This is a genomic window from Rhodobacteraceae bacterium IMCC1335 (genome assembly GCA_039640495.1).
GTDB lineage: Bacteria > Pseudomonadota > Alphaproteobacteria > Rhodobacterales > Rhodobacteraceae > Thalassovivens.
Map to the genome: position 1 here is coordinate 3715447 of CP046864.1, position 20138 is coordinate 3735584.

A 20138-nucleotide genomic window follows, 5' to 3' on the forward strand; every position below is an offset into this window, starting at 1 on the left:
TCATCAATACAGCTGAACTTAAAACGTATCAACGCCAAGCTTTACCTGGCAATGGGGCTGATGGGGGTGATCCTGATGATGATTATTCCCTTGCCCGCCTGGATTTTAGATTTCGGGTTGGCGCTGTCTTTCGGGCTGGCTATTTTGATTTTTACGCTGACGCTCTTTATCGATCGACCATTAGAGTTTTCCGCGCTTCCCACCCTGTTGCTGGCCGCCCTAATGCTGCGCTTGGCGTTAAATATTTCTTCTACGAAATTGATCATTGGACAGGGGCATACGGGCACAGCAGCGGCCGGATTGGTCATTGAAAGTTTTGCCAATTTTGTGATGGGTGGCAGCCTGTTTTTAGGGTTGGTGGTGTTTGGCATTTTGATGATTGTTAACTTCACAGTGATCACAAAAGGCGCCGGTCGAATGGCCGAGGTTGGGGCGCGGTTCGCGCTTGACGCCATGCCCGGGCGCCAAATGGCCATTGATAGCGATCTCGCATCAGGAGCACTAAGCCATGACGAAGCCCGCCTAAAACGCGAAACCGAGCATCAGGAAACGAATTTTTACGGATCGCTCGACGGCGCCTCAAAATTTGTGAAAGGCGATGCGATCGCGGGATTGCTGATCACATTACTCAACCTAGTTATGGGCCTAATGATTGGTCTGTTTAAGCATCACATGCCGGTCGCGGATGCATTCGCAACATATAGTATTTTAACCGTGGGTGACGGGCTGGTCAGCCAGATCCCGGCGGTGATTATGTCCTTGGCAACGGCGCTTTTATTGGCCCGCGGAACAAGCAAAACAGCCGCTGAAAAAGAAATTTTCGGCCAATTATCAAACCACCCAGACGCGCTGGCAGCGGTATCTGCCTTGATGGTCCTGTTCGCTTTCCTGCCAGGTCTGCCGATCCTGCCGTTTTTATTTGGAGCCTTCGGTCTGGGGTTAGCCGCGGTTTTCAGCCATAAAAATCGCAAAAATCTTTTGCCGCAGCCAACCGAATCTAGCCCACAAAACTCAACACAGAACCCTATGGGCGATTTGCTGCAACTGGAGGATTTACATCTTGCCTTTGCAAGCGATTTGATCCCGATGATTCTGGATCAATCGCATGGTTTAGACAAGAGAATAGCCAATATGCGGCGCTATATTGCCGGAGAATATGGTGTGATTTTACCAAAAGTCCGATTGACCGATGAACCCGCCCTGAGCGATGGCGCTTACAGCATTCGGGTGCAGGGTGTGGAACAGGCAAAGGGGGTGCTTAAACCCGATCGGATGATGGCGCTTTTGCCGGCAGATGATCAAGCCGATTCTATCAGCGGGGAAGAGCTTGCCGAGCCGGTTTACGGTGCTCCAGCGAAATGGGTCGACCCAGAAGATCAAGAAGCTTTAGCTATCCAGGGCATCACGATCGTGTCAGGATCAGAAGTTTTAGCCACCCATCTTTTGGAAATATTGAAGCAGAACTTTTCGAGGTTGCTGACCTTACCGGCGCTATATGATCTTCTGGAAACGTTAAAATCACTGAATGACCCTGAAAAAGCCCAAGCCAATAGAACCCTGATCGACAATCTGATTCCCAGTAAAGTCAGTATGACACGCTTACTAGAGACATTGCGCGGTCTTTTGAATGAAGGGGTTTCAATTCGAAATTTACCACTGATTATCGAAAGCCTCGCACAGGCAGATGCCTGCGATACGCTGATGGCAATCGCCCATGTGCGCAAATGCTTGGGCTTTCAAATCACCGCCAAACTTGCCCAAGCAGATCCGCAATTGCCCATGCTGCAACTTGATCCTGCTTGGGAAGCCAAATTTCAAACCTATCAAACAAACACAACAAGCGGCACGGCAGATGTGGCCCTGCCGGCCGATCTGTTTCAACGCCTCTCAAGCCAATTGGCCAAAGGCCTTTCAGATGCAGCCAATCAAGGCTATCAAGCCACAATCTTAACCTCGAGCCAACGCCGCCATTTTATAAAAAATATAATCCAGGCGCGCGGGCTTAACAGCCCCGTCATAAGCTTTGATGAGCTTGGCCATCGCGCAAAGCCCAAATTTATTGGCTCAATCGCCTATGAGTGATCTTCCTGAACTGCTTGCGATCCAATCGATGATGGTGGCCAGCGCTGTCGTGTTTTTTCGTGTGGCCGCAGTTTTTGCGCTGGTGCCCGGATTTGGCCAAACGCTTATTCCGATGCGCCTGCGCCTCGGCCTAGCGATGGCGGTCACCCTGGTTTTATTTCCTTTGATTGACACTGCCGCCCACAATCCCATTACCCTCAGCGACTGGCTAAACCTTTTTTTTAGCGAAACTCTGATCGGTTTGTTTATCGGGTTGCTGCTGCGCGCGCTGGTATTTGCGCTGCAAACCGCAGCGTCAATTGCCGCACAATCTACGTCATTGGCGCAAATTTTCGGGCAAACGTTGGAAGATCCAATGCCTGCGATTGGAAATTTATTTCTGATTGGGGCGCTCGCCTTATTGATGATTCTGGGCTTTCACGTTTCTTTGATTCAAGCGCTGGCCCATTCTTATGGAGTAATCCCGCTCGGGCAGCCTATCGCAAGCGGGGCTTTGCTCACCAGCGGAGTGACCGAACTTAGCGACGCATTTTATATGGCTTTTGGGCTGGCCGCCCCTTTCTGGCTTGGCGGCCTACTCTATAATATTGGGCTTGGGGCGATAAACCGCGCGATGCCGCAACTAATGGTCGCCTTCATCGGGGCACCCGCACTAACACTTTTGGGGCTGTTTTTAATTCTAACAGCCTTACCGCTCATTTTAAAAACTTGGAGCGACGCGGTATTTTCATTGCTGCTTGAAATTGGCACGCATTCCCTATGAACAGCGATCAAGACAATGAGGATAAACCCCACGAAGCCAGCCCTCAAAAGCTAAAAAAAATGCGCGAAAAAGGTGAAATACCGCATTCAAAAGATCTTTTATCCACGCTTTCTCTGGCAAGTCTTTTACTGGTGCTTTGGCTGTTCGGCGCCCCCCTAATGGAAAAAACTGGCATATATTTAACCGTGCTTTTTTCTCACATTGAGGTGATCTTACGCCACCCTAACACGCCCCTTTCTCGGCAGAGCCTGCAAGGCCCACTAAGCTTAATCTTGGCCCAGATAAGCCCCGCCTTGCTCCTGCCCTTCCTATTGATCTGTCTTTATATACTGCTACAGGGGCCGCCTTTTTTTGTGGTGAAGAAAATCTCGCCACAACTAAAACGCATCTCTTTGCTGGGTAATTTCAAACAAAAATATGGGGCTGATGGGCTTTTTGAATTTACAAAAAGTGCTGTAAAGCTGGCGGTTTTTAGTCTGGTTCTTGGGGGCTCATTTATCACCAACCTGCCCCGGATAATTCACTTGCCGCTGCTTGATACGCGTCTCAGCATGGCAATTATGGGCCAGCTTATATTAGAATTTTTAACCTTGCTGCTGATCGTGTCTCTGCCAATTTCCATCCTTGATTTTTTCTGGCAAAGGCGAAAGCACTTTCAAAAACACCGCATGTCACAAAAGGATCTAAAGGAAGAACATAAAGACAGCGAAGGCGATCCCGTATTTAAACAAGCCCGTCAGCAAAAAGCCTATGAAATTGCAATGGGTGGTTTAAACAGCGCGGTTGCCGGGTCAAGCGTTATTGTGGTGAACCCGCAACATTATGCGGTGGCGCTCAAATGGGCGCGCCAAGCAGGAACCGCCCCGACATGTGCGGCAAAAGGCATTGATCATAAAGCGCAAAAAATGCGCGAAATAGCCGCGCAAAATAGAGTTCCGATTTATCACGATCCACAAACCGCGCGGCGCCTTTATGCAGGATTGGATATTGGACAAGAAATTGATCCGGCTGATTATGAGGCAATCGCCCAAGCCATTCAATTTGCAGATGCAATCCTTGCCCGTGAGCAAATTGATGAAACATAACCTCAAAGCCCTGCAGCAGATCAGCAACCTGACCCATCAAAAAGCCCTGCGCGCCCATCAAATAGCCAAAGCTCGAGAAGCGGATCTTTTACGCCAAATCCGGCGTAATAAGCAGACAGAACAATACCTACAAAACCTGAGCAAAGAGGCGTTGTCTCAATTCGCAGATGGGGTTTATCACTGGATAAAACACAACAATTTAAACAAAAAAGCATATCACCAAAACTTGGCAAGCTGCGCGGATGATTTGCGCCATACTCAGCGAGCTCTCCGCAAAGCACTGGCTCAAAAAGATTTTATAGAGCAGAAGGTTTTGCGCGATCATAAGGAAGAAAAGGCACGGCGCGACGCGGCACAAATGGCTGTTCAGCGGCAGCTATACTATCTGAAAACGACGCCTTTCCTCTAGACCTTTTGGCGCGCAATATCGGTAATAAACACATCAATAATATGCGTCCCCACGCTCTGTTGCGCCGAGTCGAGCAATCTGGTTTTCAAGATCAATAGATTTCTGGTCGATGTGAAATCGCCTTGAAACCCTCCTAAACTGGCATGATCAAAAAGCACCTGCAAAAAACGATCCCGCAGTTTCACTTCAGTGGCTCTGACATCGTTTTCTGATCCGCTTTGCAGCTCTAATCCAAGAGAAATCGCGATGATCGCGCGTACTGTATCTTCTTGAATGAGGGGCACAAAAAATGGCGAACCAAATTTAAATTGATTGGCTGCTGCTTGCCCAATCCGAAGCGTGCCGGGCTGAAAACCGGGCGCATTTTTAACCGGTGTAACGCGGGTTATGGCTGCAAAAAACGATTTAGACATTTCAACCGGCGCAAAAAATGACGCCAAAAGGCCACCAACCGCTCCTGCACAAGCAATACTGGAAATTTTGAAAAACAAACGCATTGATGAGCTAAAACGGGCTTAATTTATTTATAAAATCGTAGCCAAATCTGGGTTTTTGGATTTGGCTGACCTGACCTTTCCCACCATAAGACACGCGTGCCAGCGCGATTTTATCATATGTGATCTGATTTTGACGGGAAATATCCTCAGGGCGGACAAAACCAGATACTCCAAGCGCCCGTATTTCATTATTCACTCGCACTTCTTGATTGCCCGCAATTGACAAAACTCCGTTTTCAAGCACCTCGACCACCGTCACCGCGATGCGCAATGTCAGTTTTTCGCGCCTTTGCACCGATCCCCGGCCTGAGTTTGCGCTTTTTGAAGCGATCTCAATTGCATTTTCTAAGCCTGCGCCCGTTGGAAATTTTGATGCTTGCGCCTGGGGCAAACCAAAAAACTGGGGAATTCCTAAACTTTCCGCGGCTTTCCGATCTCGGCTGGAAGAATTGGATATTTCCGCCCGATCATCTATTTCCACCACAACGGTCAAGATGTCGCCACTGCGCAACGCGCGGCGATCCCCCCATAAAGATTGCCTCTCGCGGCTCCATAAAGAGCCTTGAGGTCTCCGCTCTGTCATTGGAGCAAATTGCAGCGGTTGCGAGGCCCGCAAGGCAAGATGTTCTGGTGAATTTTGAAGTGGCGAAAAACGCACATCCTGAGAGCCACTAAAAGAGGTGCCGCAGGCTTGCAAAAAAATCAAACCAGTCAGTGGAAAGGGGGTAAACCTCACTTTATGGCAAAACTGAAATTTTTCCGTCATCCCGCACCTGTCCGATCAAGACCTGTTTTGATTGATTGTTCATCACTTTGATCCATTGCCCGGGCCGACCCCGCGCCAAGGCCCGCCCAATCGCTGAAATCGTCAGGCCGGGCCGTTCAAAAAGCAAAACAACCTGTTGATTGCGCGCCACTAGCGTGGGCGCGGCAAGATCTTTCACAAAAATTGGTTGCTTGGCGTAAAGGGCCACTTGCGTTTCCAAACCAACTGCATCCCCTATGGTGTTAAACGTGCCGGGCAGATTGCCATCTTTGAGATCAAGATGCTCTGCCTCAACGCGGGTTCCGGGCGCAAGCGTTTGCACCGGCACCACAATGTCAGACTGCGCCTGAACCGCCCAAACAAGTAATATCACAACGAACCATCGCATTATCGGATTTGCGTGGTTGCACCAAGCATCTTATCGGCCGCTGATATGACTTTTGCGTTCAACTCATAACCGCGTTGAGCCTCTATCAATTCGGTAATTTCACGCACCGCATCCACGGAACTTTCTTCCAAATATCCTTGGCGCAGCAGCCCAAGACCCCCTTGGCCAGGCACGGCCGTTAATGGAGGCCCAGAGGCGGGCGAGGGCAAAAATAAATTGCCTCCAAGCGCTTCTAACCCTTTGTTATTTGAAAACCCTGCAAGCGTGATTTGTCCCAGCAATAAGGGCTCTGACGTTTCAGCGAAAGTGATATTGATCGTTCCATCAGAACTGATGCTGATCGCCCGCGCATCCTCGGGGATTACAATTTCAGGCACAAGCGCATGCCCATCCGACGTCACCACCAATCCATCAAAATTTCTTTTAAGCGCACCATCGCGCGTAAACGCCGATTGTCCTGACGGAAGCCGCACTTCAAGATAGCCCAATCCTTCAATCGCCAGATCAAGATCCCCGCTTGAGGCCGCCAGGGCACCTTGCTCAACATTCACAGAAATTGCAGCAGGCCGCACACCAAGCCCAAGCTGCACACCCGTTGGCAAAACCGTACCATCTCGGGCTGTAATCGCACCGGGCCTGGATTTTTGCTGATAATGCAAATCAGAAAATTCAGCCCGGCGGGTATTATAGCCCGTTGTACTCATATTTGAGAGGTTATTTGAAATAACCTCAACACGCATTTGCTGGGCGCTCATGCCAGTTGCTGCGATTTGAAGGGCCCGCATTTTTCCGTCTCCTCATTATTTCAAAAGCATATTTAATGATTTCTTGATCCGTGACTCTTCACTCTCTAAGAATGTTTGCCCCATTTCATAAGCCCGCTGAACCGTGATTAACCGCGCAATCTGAGAGGTAATATCACTGTTGGATTGTTCTAAAAAACCCTGCATCACGTCAGGTTTTTCCTGCAAAAGAAGCGCTTGATTGGGCGTGAAAGACACCCCATCATGGCGCGTTAACCGGGTGATATCCTCTACCGTAAAAACACCAATCTGACCAAGAAAATGATCCCCCGAATGCAGATCACCAGTTTTTGAAAAGCTCAGTGCGCCCAGCGGCGGCGGTACAAACAGCGGCGCCTGGCCGATATCTAAGACCGGCCATCCCTGTGCCGTGACCAATCGATGATCAGCGGATACGGAAAAATTACCCGCGCGGGTCAATTTTGGGCCAGAGCCCGACTCAACAAGAAAAAAACCATCCCCCTGCAACGCCAAATCGACACTATTGCCAGTAGAGACCAACGGCCCTGCTGTGAAATTGGTGCGGCTTAAATTGGCATGCGCGAATGAAACCGATTGATCATCGGCTTGCTTGGGCAGATATTCTGAAAAAACCAGGCTTTCTTCACGAAAGCCAAATGTGGGAGCATTGGCAATATTATTGGCCAGCACATCCAGCTCCCGAAACAGACCCATCTGGCGGGTCAAAGTGGCATAGGTGGGAATATCCATCGCTCAGCCACCTGCCAATATCGGTAGGATTTGCATCTGAAAATAGCTTGTTAAACGCTCTGTCATAAAACCCATTGTGATCCAAAAAACCAAACCGATAGCGGCGAGTTTTGGCACAAAAGTCAGCGTCATTTCTTGAACCGAGGTTAACGCCTGAAACAAGCCTACCAACAGACCCACCGCAAGCGCCACGCTTAAAATAGGAAGCGAGATCACGACCGCCACCCAAAGACCGGCTCGCAAAATATCAAAAAACATTTCTGGGCTGAGCATCAGAGTGGCATCCGCAAAATCTCTTGATAGGCTTGCACCACCTTATTGCGCATCGCGACGGCTGTTTCCACCGCCAGTTCAGATTGTGCCAAAGCCTGCACCAATTGATAGGGTTCAATTTCCGACTGCGCGGCCTGCGCGGCAGCGCGCTCACCCGCGGCCAAAGTGGCCGAAAAATCAGCCGTAACCTGTGCCAGCGCCGATGATGCTTTTTCCGATTGCTCGGCCTGCGTCGCCGGCCGCGCGGTTTGATATTTCTGAGCTGCAAAAAGAGAAGACAGTTCCATAAAATCGCTACCTTTTTAGAAGATCAAGTGCCGCAGAAGACATCTGTCGCGCCTGATCAAAAAGTTTCAAATTGGCCTCATAACTGCGCTGTGCCTCGCGCGCATCGGCAAGTTCTAAAATCAGATCAACATTCGAGCCCTGATAATATCCTCTCGCATCGGCCAATGGATGTGCAGGGTTAAAGATAACCGGCAAGGGGCTAAGATCGGTGAAGTGATTTGCCTCAACCCTCTGATCAGAACGCGCGGTTTCAAACGTCGTGACCGCGCGGCGATATCCTGCAGTTTCGACATGCGCGATATTTTGCGCAATATTTTGCAGACGCTGCGCTTGCGCGTGCAACCCACTGGCCGAAACGAACAAACTTTTCTGAAACAGGTTCATTATCCCAAACCCATCCGCTAGCGCCCCAGACTGCTGCGCAAGATGCGCATCGTGCTGCGATAAATCGCAATCGCATGATCATGTTGCCGCCGGATATCGGATGCCCGCATCATTTCGCGTTCAAGGGATACAGAATTGCCGTTCGGCTCGAGATAATCAATCTCGGGCGGCGCCAATTCTTGCCTGGCAGACACAGCGGCAATATGTTTGGAATGTACCCGCGCTAACTCTAAGGTCGCGCTGCGCTTGGCCAAAGAAAATGGTGAAAGATCCTGCGCCTTATATCCGGCTGTATCCGCATGCGCGACATTAAGCGCTGCCAAAGCGTGGCGCTGAGACGCGTGATCCAACATATGGCCAGCAATTTTGAACAGCTCCAAATTCTGGAACATCCGGGCTTCTCCCTCGGCTCTTATCAACAGAACTTTAAGGGTGATTCCTTTAAAAAGTGTGTGCAGTTGCAAAAGAAAGTCTCCGATGCCCACAACTCATCCACGCCCGGCCTCAAACTTGCGGCGCTTGTATGAACTGGTTTCAAAAATACAGCCCGATTATCCTGTGGGGCGGATCTGTCACGTCACCGCCAAAACCGTTGATATTTCAGGTTTAGCCGCGCATGCAGCGATCGGAGATCGGATAAAATTCTTAACCGCCCGGACGCGCAATCAATTCGGGGAAGTCATCCGATTGTCAAACACGCATATTACGGCGCTATATGACAGCCCAGAGGCGGGCCTAAAGCTTGGCGAAAAAATACTACTTTTGCCACCCGCTCGCTTGGCCCCGGATTACGCCTGGTTGGGCCGCGTTATTGATCCTTTGGGGCAACCTTTGGATGGAAAGGCGATCTTACCTGGCCTTTATCATACCGCTATAGACAGGCCCGCACCACCAGCCGCAGAGCGCCGCGGTTTTGGCGAAAGATTGGAAACTGGCGCCTGTATCTTTAACACAGCCCTACCGATCGTACGCGGCCAACGCTTGGGGCTTTTCGCTGGATCAGGGGTGGGAAAATCAAAACTGATCGCGCATCTGGCGCAACATCTTCAAGCCGATATCATCATCGTTGCCTTGATTGGAGAGCGCGGCCGCGAAGTTGGCGAGTTTGTGAAAACCACATTGGGCCCAACGGCGCTGGCGCGCTCGGTCGTGGTGGCCGCCACTTCGGATATGTCACCCTTGCTGCGCCAAAAAACCGCCCAAAGCGCGATGAGCATTGCAGAATATTTCCGCGATCAAGGCCTGCAGGTTGCTTATTTTGCCGATAGCATCACGCGCTTTGCCGAGGCCTATCGCGAGGTGGCGCTAAGCGCTGGCGAATTGCCCGCTTTGCGCGGCTATCCTGCCTCTTTGGCGCATAGCCTGATGGCGCTTTGCGAGCGCGCCGGCCCTGGCTGCGCCGGCATGGGCGATATCACAGCGCTGTTCAGCGTTTTGGTCCCGGGGTCAGATATGGAAGATCCGGTGGCAGATATTTTGCGCGGCGTGTTGGATGGTCATGTCGTGCTCAGCCGGGCCATCGCCGAACGCGGGCGGTTTCCCGCGATTGACCTTTTGCGCTCGGTTTCGCGCGCCCTGCCCGTTGCTGCCAGCCCCGAAGAAAACCATGCCTTGCGTGTGATGCGGGCAATTCTTGGCGCCTATGAAGCGCAAGAACCGCTCATCAAGGCAGGGCTTTACGAGGCTGGTACAGATCCACTGATTGAGGATGCGATCAAGGTTTGGCCAGCGCTGGATCGTTTTATCGGTGCGCATGAGGCGGGCATGATCCAAGACAGCTTCGAGCAATTGTTTGAAATTTTACGGCAAACCCAAAGCAACACTTTGCTATAAACGCCTGCCGAAAAGGATAAATTGATGGGGGACGTCAAGCATGGCACTTAAGCAAAGCTTTCTCATCCGCCATAAGCGATCGGAGCAGCTTATAGCTTTTGTAAAACTGGCCATGATGTATAGCTAGGACCGCCTGTTCTAAGTTGCGCCGCGCTTTATGATCTTTAAAAATCAGGATCAATTCGTCCAGTTGATGTAAAATAACGGGCCGCGTTTCTCTATCAGAGATATCCCCCGTGAGCACCAATTGCACCGTATAACAGAGCCGCCGCAGCGGCGTATCCGCGTGATCGGGGTGTAAAGCCTCACGCAGGCGCAATATATGCGCCCGCGGCGTGATGATCCGCAGTTTGGCGCGGCGGTCGCCATTTTCAAGCACCGCCCCATTTAACAATATGCGTTCTTTTGGCGCCAGTTTTAAGATCAGCCCGCTCATCCGGTAGCCTGCCTCTGCAAACCACGCATCATACAAATATTTACATCGATAAGAGGTTGAATATCTTCTCTGCCTAGTAAAACTTTACTGCTATGGGTCTGGATAAAAATTGCCAAAGAGATCAGCCCTGCCTTTAGCTGATCGGGAAAAGCATTATCCGGATGTCTAAGATCCTCTTGCAAGGCCAACCACAGCTTTTGATTTTCATAAATTACCAATGCTCGTTTTTGAACATCAAAATCCTCCATTGCTGCAGCAGCCTGTAATTGCCCCGTTATTTTTGCGAAGATCTGATATTCAGATTGCCGCGAAGTTTGTACGGGCAAGTCTAAATTTGTATAGGCGCGCTTGGCCTCGGTGAAAGCAGGCACTCTAACCCTCCTAAAATCTGAAAAAGAAAAAGGGGTTTAAGACCCCTCAATCAACCCACGACTAACGAAATAAGGCCAGCAGGTTTTGCGGTTCTCTATTGGCGATACTCAGCGCTTGAATGCTAAGCTGCTGCTGCACTTGAAGTGCCTGTAAGCGTGATGATGCCGCTTCTAAATTAGCATCAATCAAAGAACTTATTCCCTTTTGAAGAGAGGTAGAAATTGTTGCATTCAGCTCTTTATATCTTGCCAACCTCGCCTCATTTTCACCAAAATGAGAGGCGGCATTTCTTACCTCCTCAATCATAGTTTCTAGCGCCCCTGTAGATGTCTTAACCGCAGCTGCATCTGTAAATGCAAGGTTCGTCAAATCAGCCAGGGCGCCTGGGCCTGACGTTTTTAGATTTTGCTTGGCGATTGTGATTGTTAATTGAGAACGCACTTCTTGATCATCTACGATTTTGGTTTCAAAACCAACTGTCACGGTCTGATTGCCAGCTGCAGAAACCCAATTTTGTCCATTTACAGAGACCATTTTGGTAAAAGTATCAATTTGTTTCTTAGCCTCATCGCGCGCGGCAATCAATTTCCCTTCGTCTGATGACGTTTGACTGATTGTGGCTTTCAAGTCTTCCAACACATCAACAATATTTTGAGCCACCCCGCGGCCAACTGACAGGGAAGCTTCAACGGCGCCAATTTGCCGGTTGATCACGTCATATCCCGCATGCTCAAATTTCATCTTTTCGGTTTGCTGCCAAACCGCACTATTGTCTTTTGGTCCATTGACAATGCGGCCTGTTGAAATTTCATTTTGCGTGGTAACAAGATCAGCGCCAATTTGTTTCAGATTGTAGAGCGCCATCATGGCGCCAGTAGGTATTGAAATATCAGACATGTTTTAAATCCTTGCATCAGGGATGCATTTTGCATCAAAAATTTGAAGTGCCGCAGCACGCGCGCACAGGTTCTGCCATTCTGACACATACGGCCTAATACAGCCGCGCCATCGGTTGCGATGCACTTTTAAGATGCAAATAAACCCCTAACAAACTCCTAAAACCGCGAAGAGAATATATTGCATTTTATTGATTTCCATCAGGCCTCTAAATCGGTCTTCCCACCTAAAAAGGTGGGTAAATCCTGACGCCCACCCCGCTGTGTATATATGCTTAAAAAGGCATGATTGTGCTTTAAAGCGTCCAAATTAAGGTGAAAGCGCCGCAGCCCTGCCTCGCTTGCGCGCAGCAATCGCTCAGAGCGCGCAAACGCCGCTTGCAGCGCAAGCCAGTCCAAGCCGGCAGCGCCCTCCTGCGATTGGCACCAATCAAACAATTTGGTTTTGAAGGTTTCAACCTCGGCCAACTGATGAAACGCCCCATTGCGCAGCGCTTCACATTCTTTATCAAGCATTGCCAGAATAGTTTCGCTGGTAAACGCGGCAGACTCAGTCATTCAAGGCGCGGTTTTTTAGCGCAGAATATACTGCCTCGGCCAAGCCAAACCTGCTTTGTGTGCTTAGCGCTTCGGCCAAGCCCTGCACCAGATAAGATTGAAAATGTGCTTCACCGGCACCGCCGCTAAACCCATCTGGCATCTTCAAAATCTTTGCTGACTTTAGCATCTCGGCCAAAAAGCTGGTTTCCAAATCCTTCGCCGCTTTTCGTAAACGGATATCGGTATGGCTTGGATCCCGGTTTAACCCGTGAAGGGCGGTGGGAGCTGGCTCCATGATATGTTCCTTTTTAAGAATAATATCGGCAGTCTAAAGGCGGGCGGTAAAGAAGCGGTAACCAAATTCTGGTAACACCGGGCTGATCAGATTTTCAAACTTTGGACATCATAATGTTTTCCAGCCCTCACAGCGGCGATTTTCAAAATGCAAAATACCCCGCAGCCAAGCCGGCGGCCATCGCAAAGGCTGTTTCGGTTAAAGCCCCGCACATCGCCGAGAGGCAAGACAAGGCGGGCCGGTTTCACTACGCCTGGAACAGATCTGCTGCCCGTCTGCAGAAAAAAGATAGCTCAGAAGAACAAGCCTTGGCGATTGCTGTAATGCCTGCAGAGCCCCACAGACCTTCCTGCAAATCGTTCCTGCTGCCTCTCTCCCATCAGAACCTTCCGCCGATGCGCCGGCCGCTCCCGCAAATTCCGCAAAAAGTGATGGAAATATTGCAAAGCGCGGAATCAACAGAATCGCCGGGCGATCCGATAGTTCAATCAGCTGCACCCGTCCTCAATTCCCAAAAAACAGCGGCTGAAACTGCAAAATGCATGCCGGCGAAACGCCCTATGACGCTAAATATTTGGACAGAGCGGCGCGCGGATCATTGCTGCATCACGCAAATTCACCTGCAATTTGACGCTTCTGAACATATCAAACTGAAGCTCGAGCCTGTGGCCGATAGGTCAATAAGGATTGAGATGGGTACGAATTTAAACGCCACTATTGAGCGCTTTCAGCGCAGGAGGGCTGATTTGAAACGCTTCTTTTTAAATCAGGGCTACCACACGGTTGAGATCACGCTCACACATACCCCAGAGGCAAAAACACTGGTCAGTCAATCGAGTCATAGCATTCAGGCCGCTTTGGCCGAAGATCTCAGCACAAAGCCGCAAGCCGTGGCCACAACAGTTGCGCTGCCATTCAGGTCAAACGACGCGGCCCAGCGCCTCACACTTAGCCTCTGAAAGGAACCCTCTTTTGCTTGAACCCATATCCGCCATCGATCTGAGCCCAACAAACCCCGGCAACCCGTCGCAGCCCTCGCCGCTCAGCAGCGATTTTAATGCGTTTTTGAATATGCTGACGACGCAACTAAAACATCAAGATCCATTAAATCCGGTTGATTCTGCAGATTATGCCATGCAATTGGCCGCCTTTTCGACGGTGGAACAACAGGTTTTATTGAACCAAAAAATGGATGTGCTGCAAAATAATTTACACCAGAACACTTTGGCCAGCCTATCTAACTGGATGGGAAAAACGGTCAAACTGCCCGGATCATTCACCTATTCTGGCGGCGAAGTCACCGCTTTGATCACCCCGCCAACGGGCAGTGAGAAAACAGATTTTATCGTACGAGATGCAACAGGGACGGAAATCTTTCGCCATAGGCTTGGCGCGCAAGATCAAGAATTCTCATGGGCGGGCACCACCTCAGAGGGCGCTGTAGCGCCGGTTGGACCTTATAATTTCGCCCTTGAAGGCTTTGCGAAAGATCAATCATTGGGGGTTTTTGAACTTGCCAGTTTGCAAACCATTGAAGAACTATCGCAATCCGCTGAGGACATATTGGTCACGCTTGGAAATGGCCAAACCCTTCCGTGGAAAAACCTTACTGGCCTTCGCTAACGCAGAAAACTTGCACCTGCCAAAGACATCCCTTAATCGATCGGGCAGTCTGAAAGGATAAGCGCCCGTGCCCATCGCCAGTTTAGAGAAATCTTTGCATGCGCAAGGGCTGTTGCAAATACCTGCGCAATGGGTCGCGCTTTCGGGGGGGCGCTCAAACCGCGTTTGGCGCGTTTCACAAGCTGGCGCGCAAGATCTCTGCGTAAAACTATATCCACAAACCGCGTGGCAGAACCCGCTTTTTGCAAATGATCCTGCGGGCGAATATTATTGCCTAGAAAATCTTCACGCAGAAAAGCTTTGTCCAAAGCCACTAGGGTTGGTAGAGACGCCCCAAGGGCGCTGCTTGGTTTATCACCATCACCACGGGGTCAGTTTCAGCGATCAAACCGCGCCAGTCGGCCAATTGCTGGCGCGCATCCATAGCCGGCCCGCGGTTCCGGCCGATTCAAAAGCCATAAGACACGCGCCCTGTGGATCCAGTGAATTAAACGCCCATACTATGCAAATTTTGCAACGATGCGAGGGGCCAGAGCGCGCGCTGTTGGAACGCCTACGGCCGACCATCCCTGTAAAAAAACCAAAAGAAGTATGTTTAATTCATGCAGATCCGGTGGCAAACAATATCGTGATATCAAGCCAAACGGCCCTGCTGATTGATTGGCAAAGCCCTGCTTTGGGTGATCCAATGGAAGATCTAAGCCATTTCTTATCGCCCGCAATGCAACGCCTTTATCGTGGCAAAATACTAAACGCAAAACAGCAAAAGCAGGTTTTAAACGCGTATCAAGCGCAATATCCCCGTTTCGACTTTGCGCGTTTTGAACGATTATACCCGCATTACAGCTGGCGCATTGCCGCCTATTGCCTCTGGCAAAAACTGCAAGGCAATTCAGATTATTCAGATGCGTTTGATCAAGAACTCACAGCATTAAAGGTTAAAGCATAAGCGGCAAACAATAAACCAAGGCGCCGCCCAAAGCCATCGCTCCGGAAAACAACGCCACCCGCAATAAGGTTGAGTGTGGCGCGGCCTGCTGCGCGGGTGCAGATTGCTGGATCAACGCCGCCTCAACCAAACCCGGCAGGCGGGGGCCAAAGCGCGCCAAAACGCCCGCTGCTTTGGACAAATCGCGCAATAACGCCAGCGGCCCGATACGTTTGCGAATGTAATCCTCAACCACTGGCCGCGCGACTTGCCAAATATTGATTTGCGGGTTCAAAGAGCGGGCAACCCCCTCAACCACCACCATGGTTCGCTGCAATAAGATCAGCTCGGTTCGGGTTTCCATGCCAAATTTTTGTGTTACTTCAAATAAATAGCTCAGCAAGCGGCCCATCGATATTTGCGTTGCATCCATGCCAAAAATAGGCTCGCCGACGGCGCGCAATGCCCGCGCAAATTCATCGACATCCCGATCTGCGGGCACATAGCCTGCTTCAAAATGCACCTCTGCCACACGTTTGTAATCGCGGCGGATGAACCCGTATAAGATTTCGGCATAGACGCGGCGCGTATATTCATCAATATGCCCCATAATTCCGAAATCATACGCGATAATATCGCCATTTGCGGCCACTTTTAAATTACCCTGATGCATATCCCCGTGAAAATACCCATCGCGCAGCGCATGGCTGAGAAATAATTTTAGAACCCGATCCCCCAACTGGGCCAAATCATGCCCCGCGGCCAGCAGGGCCTCATTATCGCCCAGCGGTGCCCCTTCGGCCCAATCCAGCGTCATCACCCGGCGCCCCGATAGGGGCCAATTCACTGCGGGCAATTGAAACCCTGCATCAACACCCTGCGTATTGGCGGCAAATTCCGAAGCCGCCGAACTTTCAAGGCGCAGATCCAATTCGCCCATCACAACGCCTTCAAAATGTGAAATCACATCCACAGGGCGCAAGCGGCGCGATGCGGGTGACAAAAGCTGCACCATGCGGGCCGCCAAATAAAACGCATCAATATCTTTGCGGAAGGCTTTTTCGATTTTGGGTCGCAGAACTTTCACCGCAACATAAGCACCCGTTTTCAGCAAACGGGCTTTATGAACCTGCGCGATAGAAGCCGCGGCCACAGCATCGCTGAATTCCGAAAACACCTGATCGGGATCTATGCCGATTTCCTCTGCAAAGCTGGCTTTGGCCTTTGCGACCGAAAATGGCGGCAGCTTATCCTGCAAAATGCGCAATTGCTGCGCCAAATCATGGCCCACTAAATCTGGCCGGGTTGATAATATCTGACCAAATTTAATATAGGCCGGCCCCAAAGCAGACAAGGCGCGCGGGGCAGGCGGCATGGTTGCATCCCCCTTCAACCCCAACCAGGCGAAGGGCCAACCCAAAATACGCGCGGTGATGCGCAGCGCGCGCGGAGCCTCCATCGCATCTAAAACTGCGCGCATGGCGCCCGTCCGCTCAAGCGTGGCGCCCGTGCGCACCAAACGCCATATATTATGCGGACCCCGCATCTAGATTTTCCAACCCGAATGCAAACACGCAATCCCCATGGTCAGATTACGGTATTTGGCGTTTTCGAACCCCGCTTTGCGCAGCATCGACAGAAACGTCTCTTGATCGGGAAATTGCCGAATCGACTCGACAAGATATTGATAGCTATCGCGGTCATTCGCGATAATCTGACCCATCACTGGAATGACATTGAATGAATAGCGATCATACGCCCATTGCAGCGTGGTATTGGGAATATGTGAAAACTCAAGCACCACCAAACGCCCGCCCGGTTTCAGCACTCGAAACGCCTCGTTTAAAGCCTCTTGCGGGCGGGTGACGTTGCGAATTCCAAAGCTGATCGTATACACATCGAAGCTGTTATCTTCAAATGGCAGATGCATTGCATCCCCGACCACCCAATCCAGCTGGTCGTGCATTTGCGCGGCTTCTGCGCGTTTACGCCCTGCAATCAACATCGCTTCGGTTAAATCTAACACCGTGGCATGGGCGCGGCCGGCTCTTTTTAAAAAGCGGAAAGAAATATCGCCCGTACCGCCTGCCACATCCAGTAGGCGTTGACCTGCGCGGGGCGCCAACCAATCCATCATCGCATCTTTCCAAATACGATGTACGCCCCCCGACATCACATCATTCATAATATCATATTTCGAGGCAACGCTGCCAAAAACACCCTGCACAAGATCGGCTTTATCCGCCTCAGATACGGTTTCAAATCCGAAATGGGTTGTGGTTTCGCCCTGATCATTCATCGCAACTGCCTTTACCTTAATAAGTCGTGTTATATAGCGGAACAGCTTGAATACAATGCGGCACTTGCGTCTTTGGCCATCGCGTTTTTACAATAGAGCTTATGCGCAGGGCGATCAGCGCCGCGTGCAGATTCGTAACTGCCCCAAAAGGGGCGCAACAGAAAAGCAATAGCATGCCCGAACTGCCTGAAGTTGAAACCGTCATGCGCGGATTGGAGCCCGCAATGAAGGGCGATGTGATAAAATTGGCCCAGGTAAACCGGCCTGATCTGCGCTGGCCCTTTCCAACACAAATGGCAAAAAGGCTCACCGGGCAGAAAGTTCAACGATTGCGCCGGCGCTCAAAATATATTCTGGTGGATTTATCTGGCGGAGAAACCCTTCTGATGCATCTGGGCATGTCAGGGCGCATATTGGTTTCAGGCGACCCGCTGGGGCGCTTTGTGCAAAGCCCCGCGGCCATTGGCAAACATGATCATGTGATCTTTCACATGGAAAAAGGCACCCGCGTCACTTTCAACGATCCGCGTCGCTTTGGAGCTATGGATCTGATGCAAACCACGGCTTGCGAAAGCCATCGATTGTTGCGCGATATAGGCCCCGAACCTTTGGGAAATGCTTTTGATGAACCCTATTTCTTCAATCACATAAAAACACGGCGTGCACCGATCAAATCCTTAATGCTGGATCAAAGTCTGGTCGCGGGTTTGGGCAATATTTACGTATGCGAAGCGCTCTTTCGTGCGGGTATTGCCCCGCATCGTGCGGGGTTTCGATTGGCTCCAAAGCGGATAAAATCGTTGGTTCCAATTATTCGCGATGTCTTGAATGAAGCAATTGCAGCCGGTGGATCATCTTTGCGCGATTTTCGTCAGGCTGATGGTGAATTGGGCTATTTTCAACACCAATTTGATGTTTATGGGCGCGAAGGCGCACCATGCAACGCATCGGGTTGCAAAAGCTTAATTCGAAGAATTCAACAATCAGGGCGCTCAAGTTTTTACTGCCCCTCCTGTCAAACCTAAAAAGAACGCATTCTGGACATGGTTTTCTTACCCATGCTATGCAGACCATCTGAGGAAACAACCGAAAGCCTGGCGCATGGCCTATGAAACGATCATTGTAACCGTTGAAGATCACGTTGCCCTGATAAAGTTAAACCGTCCGGATGCGCTGAATGCGCTGAACGATCAATTGATGCAAGAATTGGCTGAGGCGCTTGCCGAGGCACAAAGCAGCGATAAAGTTCGCTGCATCATTTTGACTGGGTCTGAAAAAGCATTCGCCGCTGGCGCAGATATAAAAATGATGAGCCAGAAAAGCTTTGTCGATGTGTTCACCGAAGATCTCTTCGCATCAGAGGCGCATAAAATCACGGCGACGCGTAAACCAATCATCGCTGCCGTATCCGGCTATGCTTTGGGCGGCGGCTGTGAATTGGCAATGATGTGTGACTTCATCATCTGTTCGGACACCGCGAAATTTGGTCAGCCCGAAATCAACCTAGGCGTATCACCAGGGATTGGCGGCACACAACGAATGACTCGCTCGATCGGGAAATCAAAAGCCATGGATATGTGCCTGACGGGGCGGTTTATGAAAGCCGAAGAAGCCGAAAGATGCGGGCTGGTCAGCCGCGTTGTTCCCGCAAAGAAACTGCTTTCTGAAGCGATGGTCGCCGCTGCGAAAATCGCGGAAAAATCTCAAATAACAACAGTGGCTGTGAAAGAAATGATCAACCGATCATACGAAACAACGCTGAACGAAGGGCTACTGTTCGAACGGCGGGTTTTCCATGCCTTATTTGCTACCGAAGATCAAAAAGAAGGTATGGCGGCATTTCTAGAAAAGCGCGAACCGCAATTTCGCGACAAATAAGGAATTTAGAGGATTTTTATCGCTCGAGATGCCATTGCCCTGTTGACTCGTCGCAGAAGGCAGCCTAAAGACGCCGCCTGATACTTAGAAACCCAAACCATGGGAAATTTATTTATGGCCAATACGCCTCAGTCAAAGAAACGCGCCCGCCAGAATGAGCGCCGCGCTGCTGTCAACAAAGCCCGCCGCTCACGCATCCGCACATTCGTGCGCCGTGTGGAAGAAGCGATAGAAAGCGGCGATAAAGATGCAGCTTCAGAAGCGCTTCGTGCTGCCCAGCCAGAAATGATGCGCGGCGTGACGAAGGGCATCTACCACAAGAATACAATCGCTAGAAAAATGTCGCGCCTGACAGCACGCTTGAAAGCAATTGCTTAAGCCTCCTGCGCTTAATTTTTAATAGCCGAACATGTCAAATGCACTGCTTATAGCGGTGCATTTTTTTTGCATAAATCGCTTCAAGAGATTCTTTTTACAAATCTCTGAGTCAAGTCCGAAGTTCTGTTGCGACGCCTGTAAGTCTGTTGCTAAGGTCTATAGGCGAGTCGTGAGACCCCGGGGGGGACTGAACAACCGCAGCAAAGCAATT

The 20138-nt window shown here is 50.5% G+C and carries 27 protein-coding genes; 11 read left to right on the plus strand and 16 right to left on the minus strand.

Features of this window, described 5'->3' with window-relative positions:
• The first annotated feature begins 6 nt into the window (after nt 1-6).
• The 4 genes from flhA to GN241_18075 are packed head-to-tail and all read left to right on the plus strand — an operon-like array spanning nt 7 to nt 4339.
• The gene (flhA, locus tag GN241_18060; protein ID XAT59345.1) at nt 7-2082 is read left to right on the plus strand and encodes a flagellar type III secretion system protein FlhA; all 2076 of its coding nucleotides are present in this window, start codon (nt 7-9) and stop codon (nt 2080-2082) included.
• A complete protein-coding gene (locus GN241_18065; protein XAT59099.1) occupies nt 2027-2845 on the plus strand; it encodes a type III secretion protein in 819 nt (272 codons plus the stop codon). The genes flhA and GN241_18065 overlap by 56 nt, the downstream gene beginning before the upstream one ends.
• Complete coding sequence (gene flhB, locus GN241_18070) at nt 2842-3930, plus strand: flagellar type III secretion system protein FlhB (protein XAT59100.1); 1089 nt, start codon at nt 2842-2844, stop codon at nt 3928-3930. The genes GN241_18065 and flhB overlap by 4 nt, the downstream gene beginning before the upstream one ends.
• Complete coding sequence (locus GN241_18075; GenBank protein XAT59101.1) at nt 3920-4339, plus strand: hypothetical protein; 420 nt, start codon at nt 3920-3922, stop codon at nt 4337-4339. The genes flhB and GN241_18075 overlap by 11 nt, the downstream gene beginning before the upstream one ends.
• On the opposite strand, the gene GN241_18080 is transcribed toward GN241_18075, so the two are convergent.
• From GN241_18080 to flgB, 9 genes are all read right to left on the minus strand, one after another.
• Nucleotides 4336-4752, minus strand: a complete 417-nt coding sequence (locus GN241_18080; protein XAT59102.1) for a hypothetical protein — start codon at nt 4750-4752, stop codon at nt 4336-4338. The two genes, GN241_18075 and GN241_18080, sit on opposite strands and share 4 nt — an antisense overlap.
• A gap of 91 nt (nt 4753-4843) precedes the next feature.
• Nucleotides 4844-5602 carry a flagellar basal body L-ring protein FlgH gene (gene flgH / locus GN241_18085; GenBank protein ID XAT59103.1) on the minus strand — a complete coding sequence of 253 codons (759 nt, stop codon included), beginning with the start codon at nt 5600-5602 and terminating at the stop codon, nt 4844-4846.
• Complete coding sequence (gene flgA, locus GN241_18090) at nt 5574-5990, minus strand: flagellar basal body P-ring formation protein FlgA (protein ID XAT59104.1); 417 nt, start codon at nt 5988-5990, stop codon at nt 5574-5576. Before flgA ends, flgH begins: the two co-directional genes overlap by 29 nt.
• Nucleotides 5990-6775, minus strand: a complete 786-nt coding sequence (gene flgG, locus GN241_18095) for a flagellar basal-body rod protein FlgG (GenBank protein XAT59105.1) — start codon at nt 6773-6775, stop codon at nt 5990-5992. Before flgG ends, flgA begins: the two co-directional genes overlap by 1 nt.
• A gap of 15 nt (nt 6776-6790) precedes the next feature.
• Nucleotides 6791-7504 carry a flagellar hook-basal body complex protein gene (locus tag GN241_18100; protein ID XAT59106.1) on the minus strand — a complete coding sequence of 238 codons (714 nt, stop codon included), beginning with the start codon at nt 7502-7504 and terminating at the stop codon, nt 6791-6793.
• A 3-nt stretch (nt 7505-7507) separates the two neighbouring features.
• Nucleotides 7508-7777: a flagellar biosynthetic protein FliQ gene (locus GN241_18105; protein XAT59107.1), complete on the minus strand. Its 270-nt coding sequence runs from the start codon at nt 7775-7777 to the stop codon at nt 7508-7510.
• Entirely contained in the window at nt 7777-8064 is a 288-nt protein-coding gene (gene fliE / locus GN241_18110) for a flagellar hook-basal body complex protein FliE (GenBank protein XAT59108.1), read from the minus strand. Before fliE ends, GN241_18105 begins: the two co-directional genes overlap by 1 nt.
• A 7-nt stretch (nt 8065-8071) precedes the next feature.
• Nucleotides 8072-8449: a flagellar basal body rod protein FlgC gene (gene flgC / locus GN241_18115; GenBank protein XAT59109.1), complete on the minus strand. Its 378-nt coding sequence runs from the start codon at nt 8447-8449 to the stop codon at nt 8072-8074.
• 17 nt (nt 8450-8466) lie between these two features.
• Nucleotides 8467-8841 (minus strand): flagellar basal body rod protein FlgB, encoded by a 375-nt coding sequence (gene flgB, locus GN241_18120; protein ID XAT59110.1) that lies wholly within the window; start codon nt 8839-8841, stop codon nt 8467-8469.
• An 85-nt stretch (nt 8842-8926) separates the two neighbouring features.
• Between flgB and GN241_18125 the strand changes: the two genes are divergently transcribed.
• The gene (locus GN241_18125) at nt 8927-10282 is read left to right on the plus strand and encodes a FliI/YscN family ATPase (GenBank protein XAT59111.1); all 1356 of its coding nucleotides are present in this window, start codon (nt 8927-8929) and stop codon (nt 10280-10282) included.
• A 34-nt stretch (nt 10283-10316) separates the two neighbouring features.
• On the opposite strand, the gene flbT is transcribed toward GN241_18125, so the two are convergent.
• The 5 genes from flbT to GN241_18150 form a co-directional block, all read right to left on the minus strand.
• Nucleotides 10317-10718: a flagellar biosynthesis repressor FlbT gene (gene flbT, locus GN241_18130; GenBank protein ID XAT59112.1), complete on the minus strand. Its 402-nt coding sequence runs from the start codon at nt 10716-10718 to the stop codon at nt 10317-10319.
• Entirely contained in the window at nt 10715-11089 is a 375-nt protein-coding gene (gene flaF / locus GN241_18135) for a flagellar biosynthesis regulator FlaF (GenBank protein ID XAT59113.1), read from the minus strand. The genes flbT and flaF overlap by 4 nt, the downstream gene beginning before the upstream one ends.
• Nucleotides 11090-11150: 61 nt before the next feature.
• Nucleotides 11151-11987, minus strand: a complete 837-nt coding sequence (locus GN241_18140) for a hypothetical protein (protein XAT59114.1) — start codon at nt 11985-11987, stop codon at nt 11151-11153.
• 200 nt (nt 11988-12187) lie between these two features.
• Complete coding sequence (locus GN241_18145; protein ID XAT59115.1) at nt 12188-12544, minus strand: hypothetical protein; 357 nt, start codon at nt 12542-12544, stop codon at nt 12188-12190.
• On the minus strand, nt 12537-12821 hold the full coding sequence (locus GN241_18150) for a flagellar biosynthesis protein FlgJ (GenBank protein XAT59116.1): 285 nt from the start codon (nt 12819-12821) through the stop codon (nt 12537-12539). Before GN241_18150 ends, GN241_18145 begins: the two co-directional genes overlap by 8 nt.
• Before the next feature lie 113 nt (nt 12822-12934).
• Here GN241_18150 and GN241_18155 point away from each other — a divergent pair, with 113 nt between their 5' ends.
• The 3 genes from GN241_18155 to GN241_18165 all read left to right on the plus strand — a co-directional run bounded on the left by GN241_18155 (nt 12935) and on the right by GN241_18165 (nt 15393).
• A complete protein-coding gene (locus GN241_18155; protein XAT59117.1) occupies nt 12935-13780 on the plus strand; it encodes a hypothetical protein in 846 nt (281 codons plus the stop codon).
• 13 nt (nt 13781-13793) lie between these two features.
• Nucleotides 13794-14444, plus strand: coding sequence for a hypothetical protein (locus GN241_18160; protein ID XAT59118.1), 651 nt, complete (start codon nt 13794-13796; stop codon nt 14442-14444).
• A gap of 67 nt (nt 14445-14511) precedes the next feature.
• A complete protein-coding gene (locus tag GN241_18165) occupies nt 14512-15393 on the plus strand; it encodes a phosphotransferase (GenBank protein ID XAT59119.1) in 882 nt (293 codons plus the stop codon).
• On the opposite strand, the gene ubiB is transcribed toward GN241_18165, so the two are convergent.
• A complete protein-coding gene (gene ubiB, locus GN241_18170) occupies nt 15383-16918 on the minus strand; it encodes a 2-polyprenylphenol 6-hydroxylase (protein XAT59120.1) in 1536 nt (511 codons plus the stop codon). The two genes, GN241_18165 and ubiB, sit on opposite strands and share 11 nt — an antisense overlap.
• Nucleotides 16919-17671: a bifunctional demethylmenaquinone methyltransferase/2-methoxy-6-polyprenyl-1,4-benzoquinol methylase UbiE gene (gene ubiE / locus GN241_18175; GenBank protein XAT59121.1), complete on the minus strand. Its 753-nt coding sequence runs from the start codon at nt 17669-17671 to the stop codon at nt 16919-16921.
• A gap of 173 nt (nt 17672-17844) precedes the next feature.
• On the opposite strand from ubiE, the gene mutM reads away from it, so the two are divergent.
• From mutM to rpsT, 3 genes are all read left to right on the plus strand, one after another.
• Entirely contained in the window at nt 17845-18696 is an 852-nt protein-coding gene (gene mutM, locus GN241_18180) for a bifunctional DNA-formamidopyrimidine glycosylase/DNA-(apurinic or apyrimidinic site) lyase (protein XAT59122.1), read from the plus strand.
• A gap of 76 nt (nt 18697-18772) precedes the next feature.
• On the plus strand, nt 18773-19549 hold the full coding sequence (locus GN241_18185) for an enoyl-CoA hydratase (GenBank protein ID XAT59123.1): 777 nt from the start codon (nt 18773-18775) through the stop codon (nt 19547-19549).
• 114 nt (nt 19550-19663) lie between these two features.
• A complete protein-coding gene (gene rpsT / locus GN241_18190) occupies nt 19664-19927 on the plus strand; it encodes a 30S ribosomal protein S20 (protein XAT59124.1) in 264 nt (87 codons plus the stop codon).
• Nucleotides 19928-20138 lie beyond the last annotated feature (211 nt).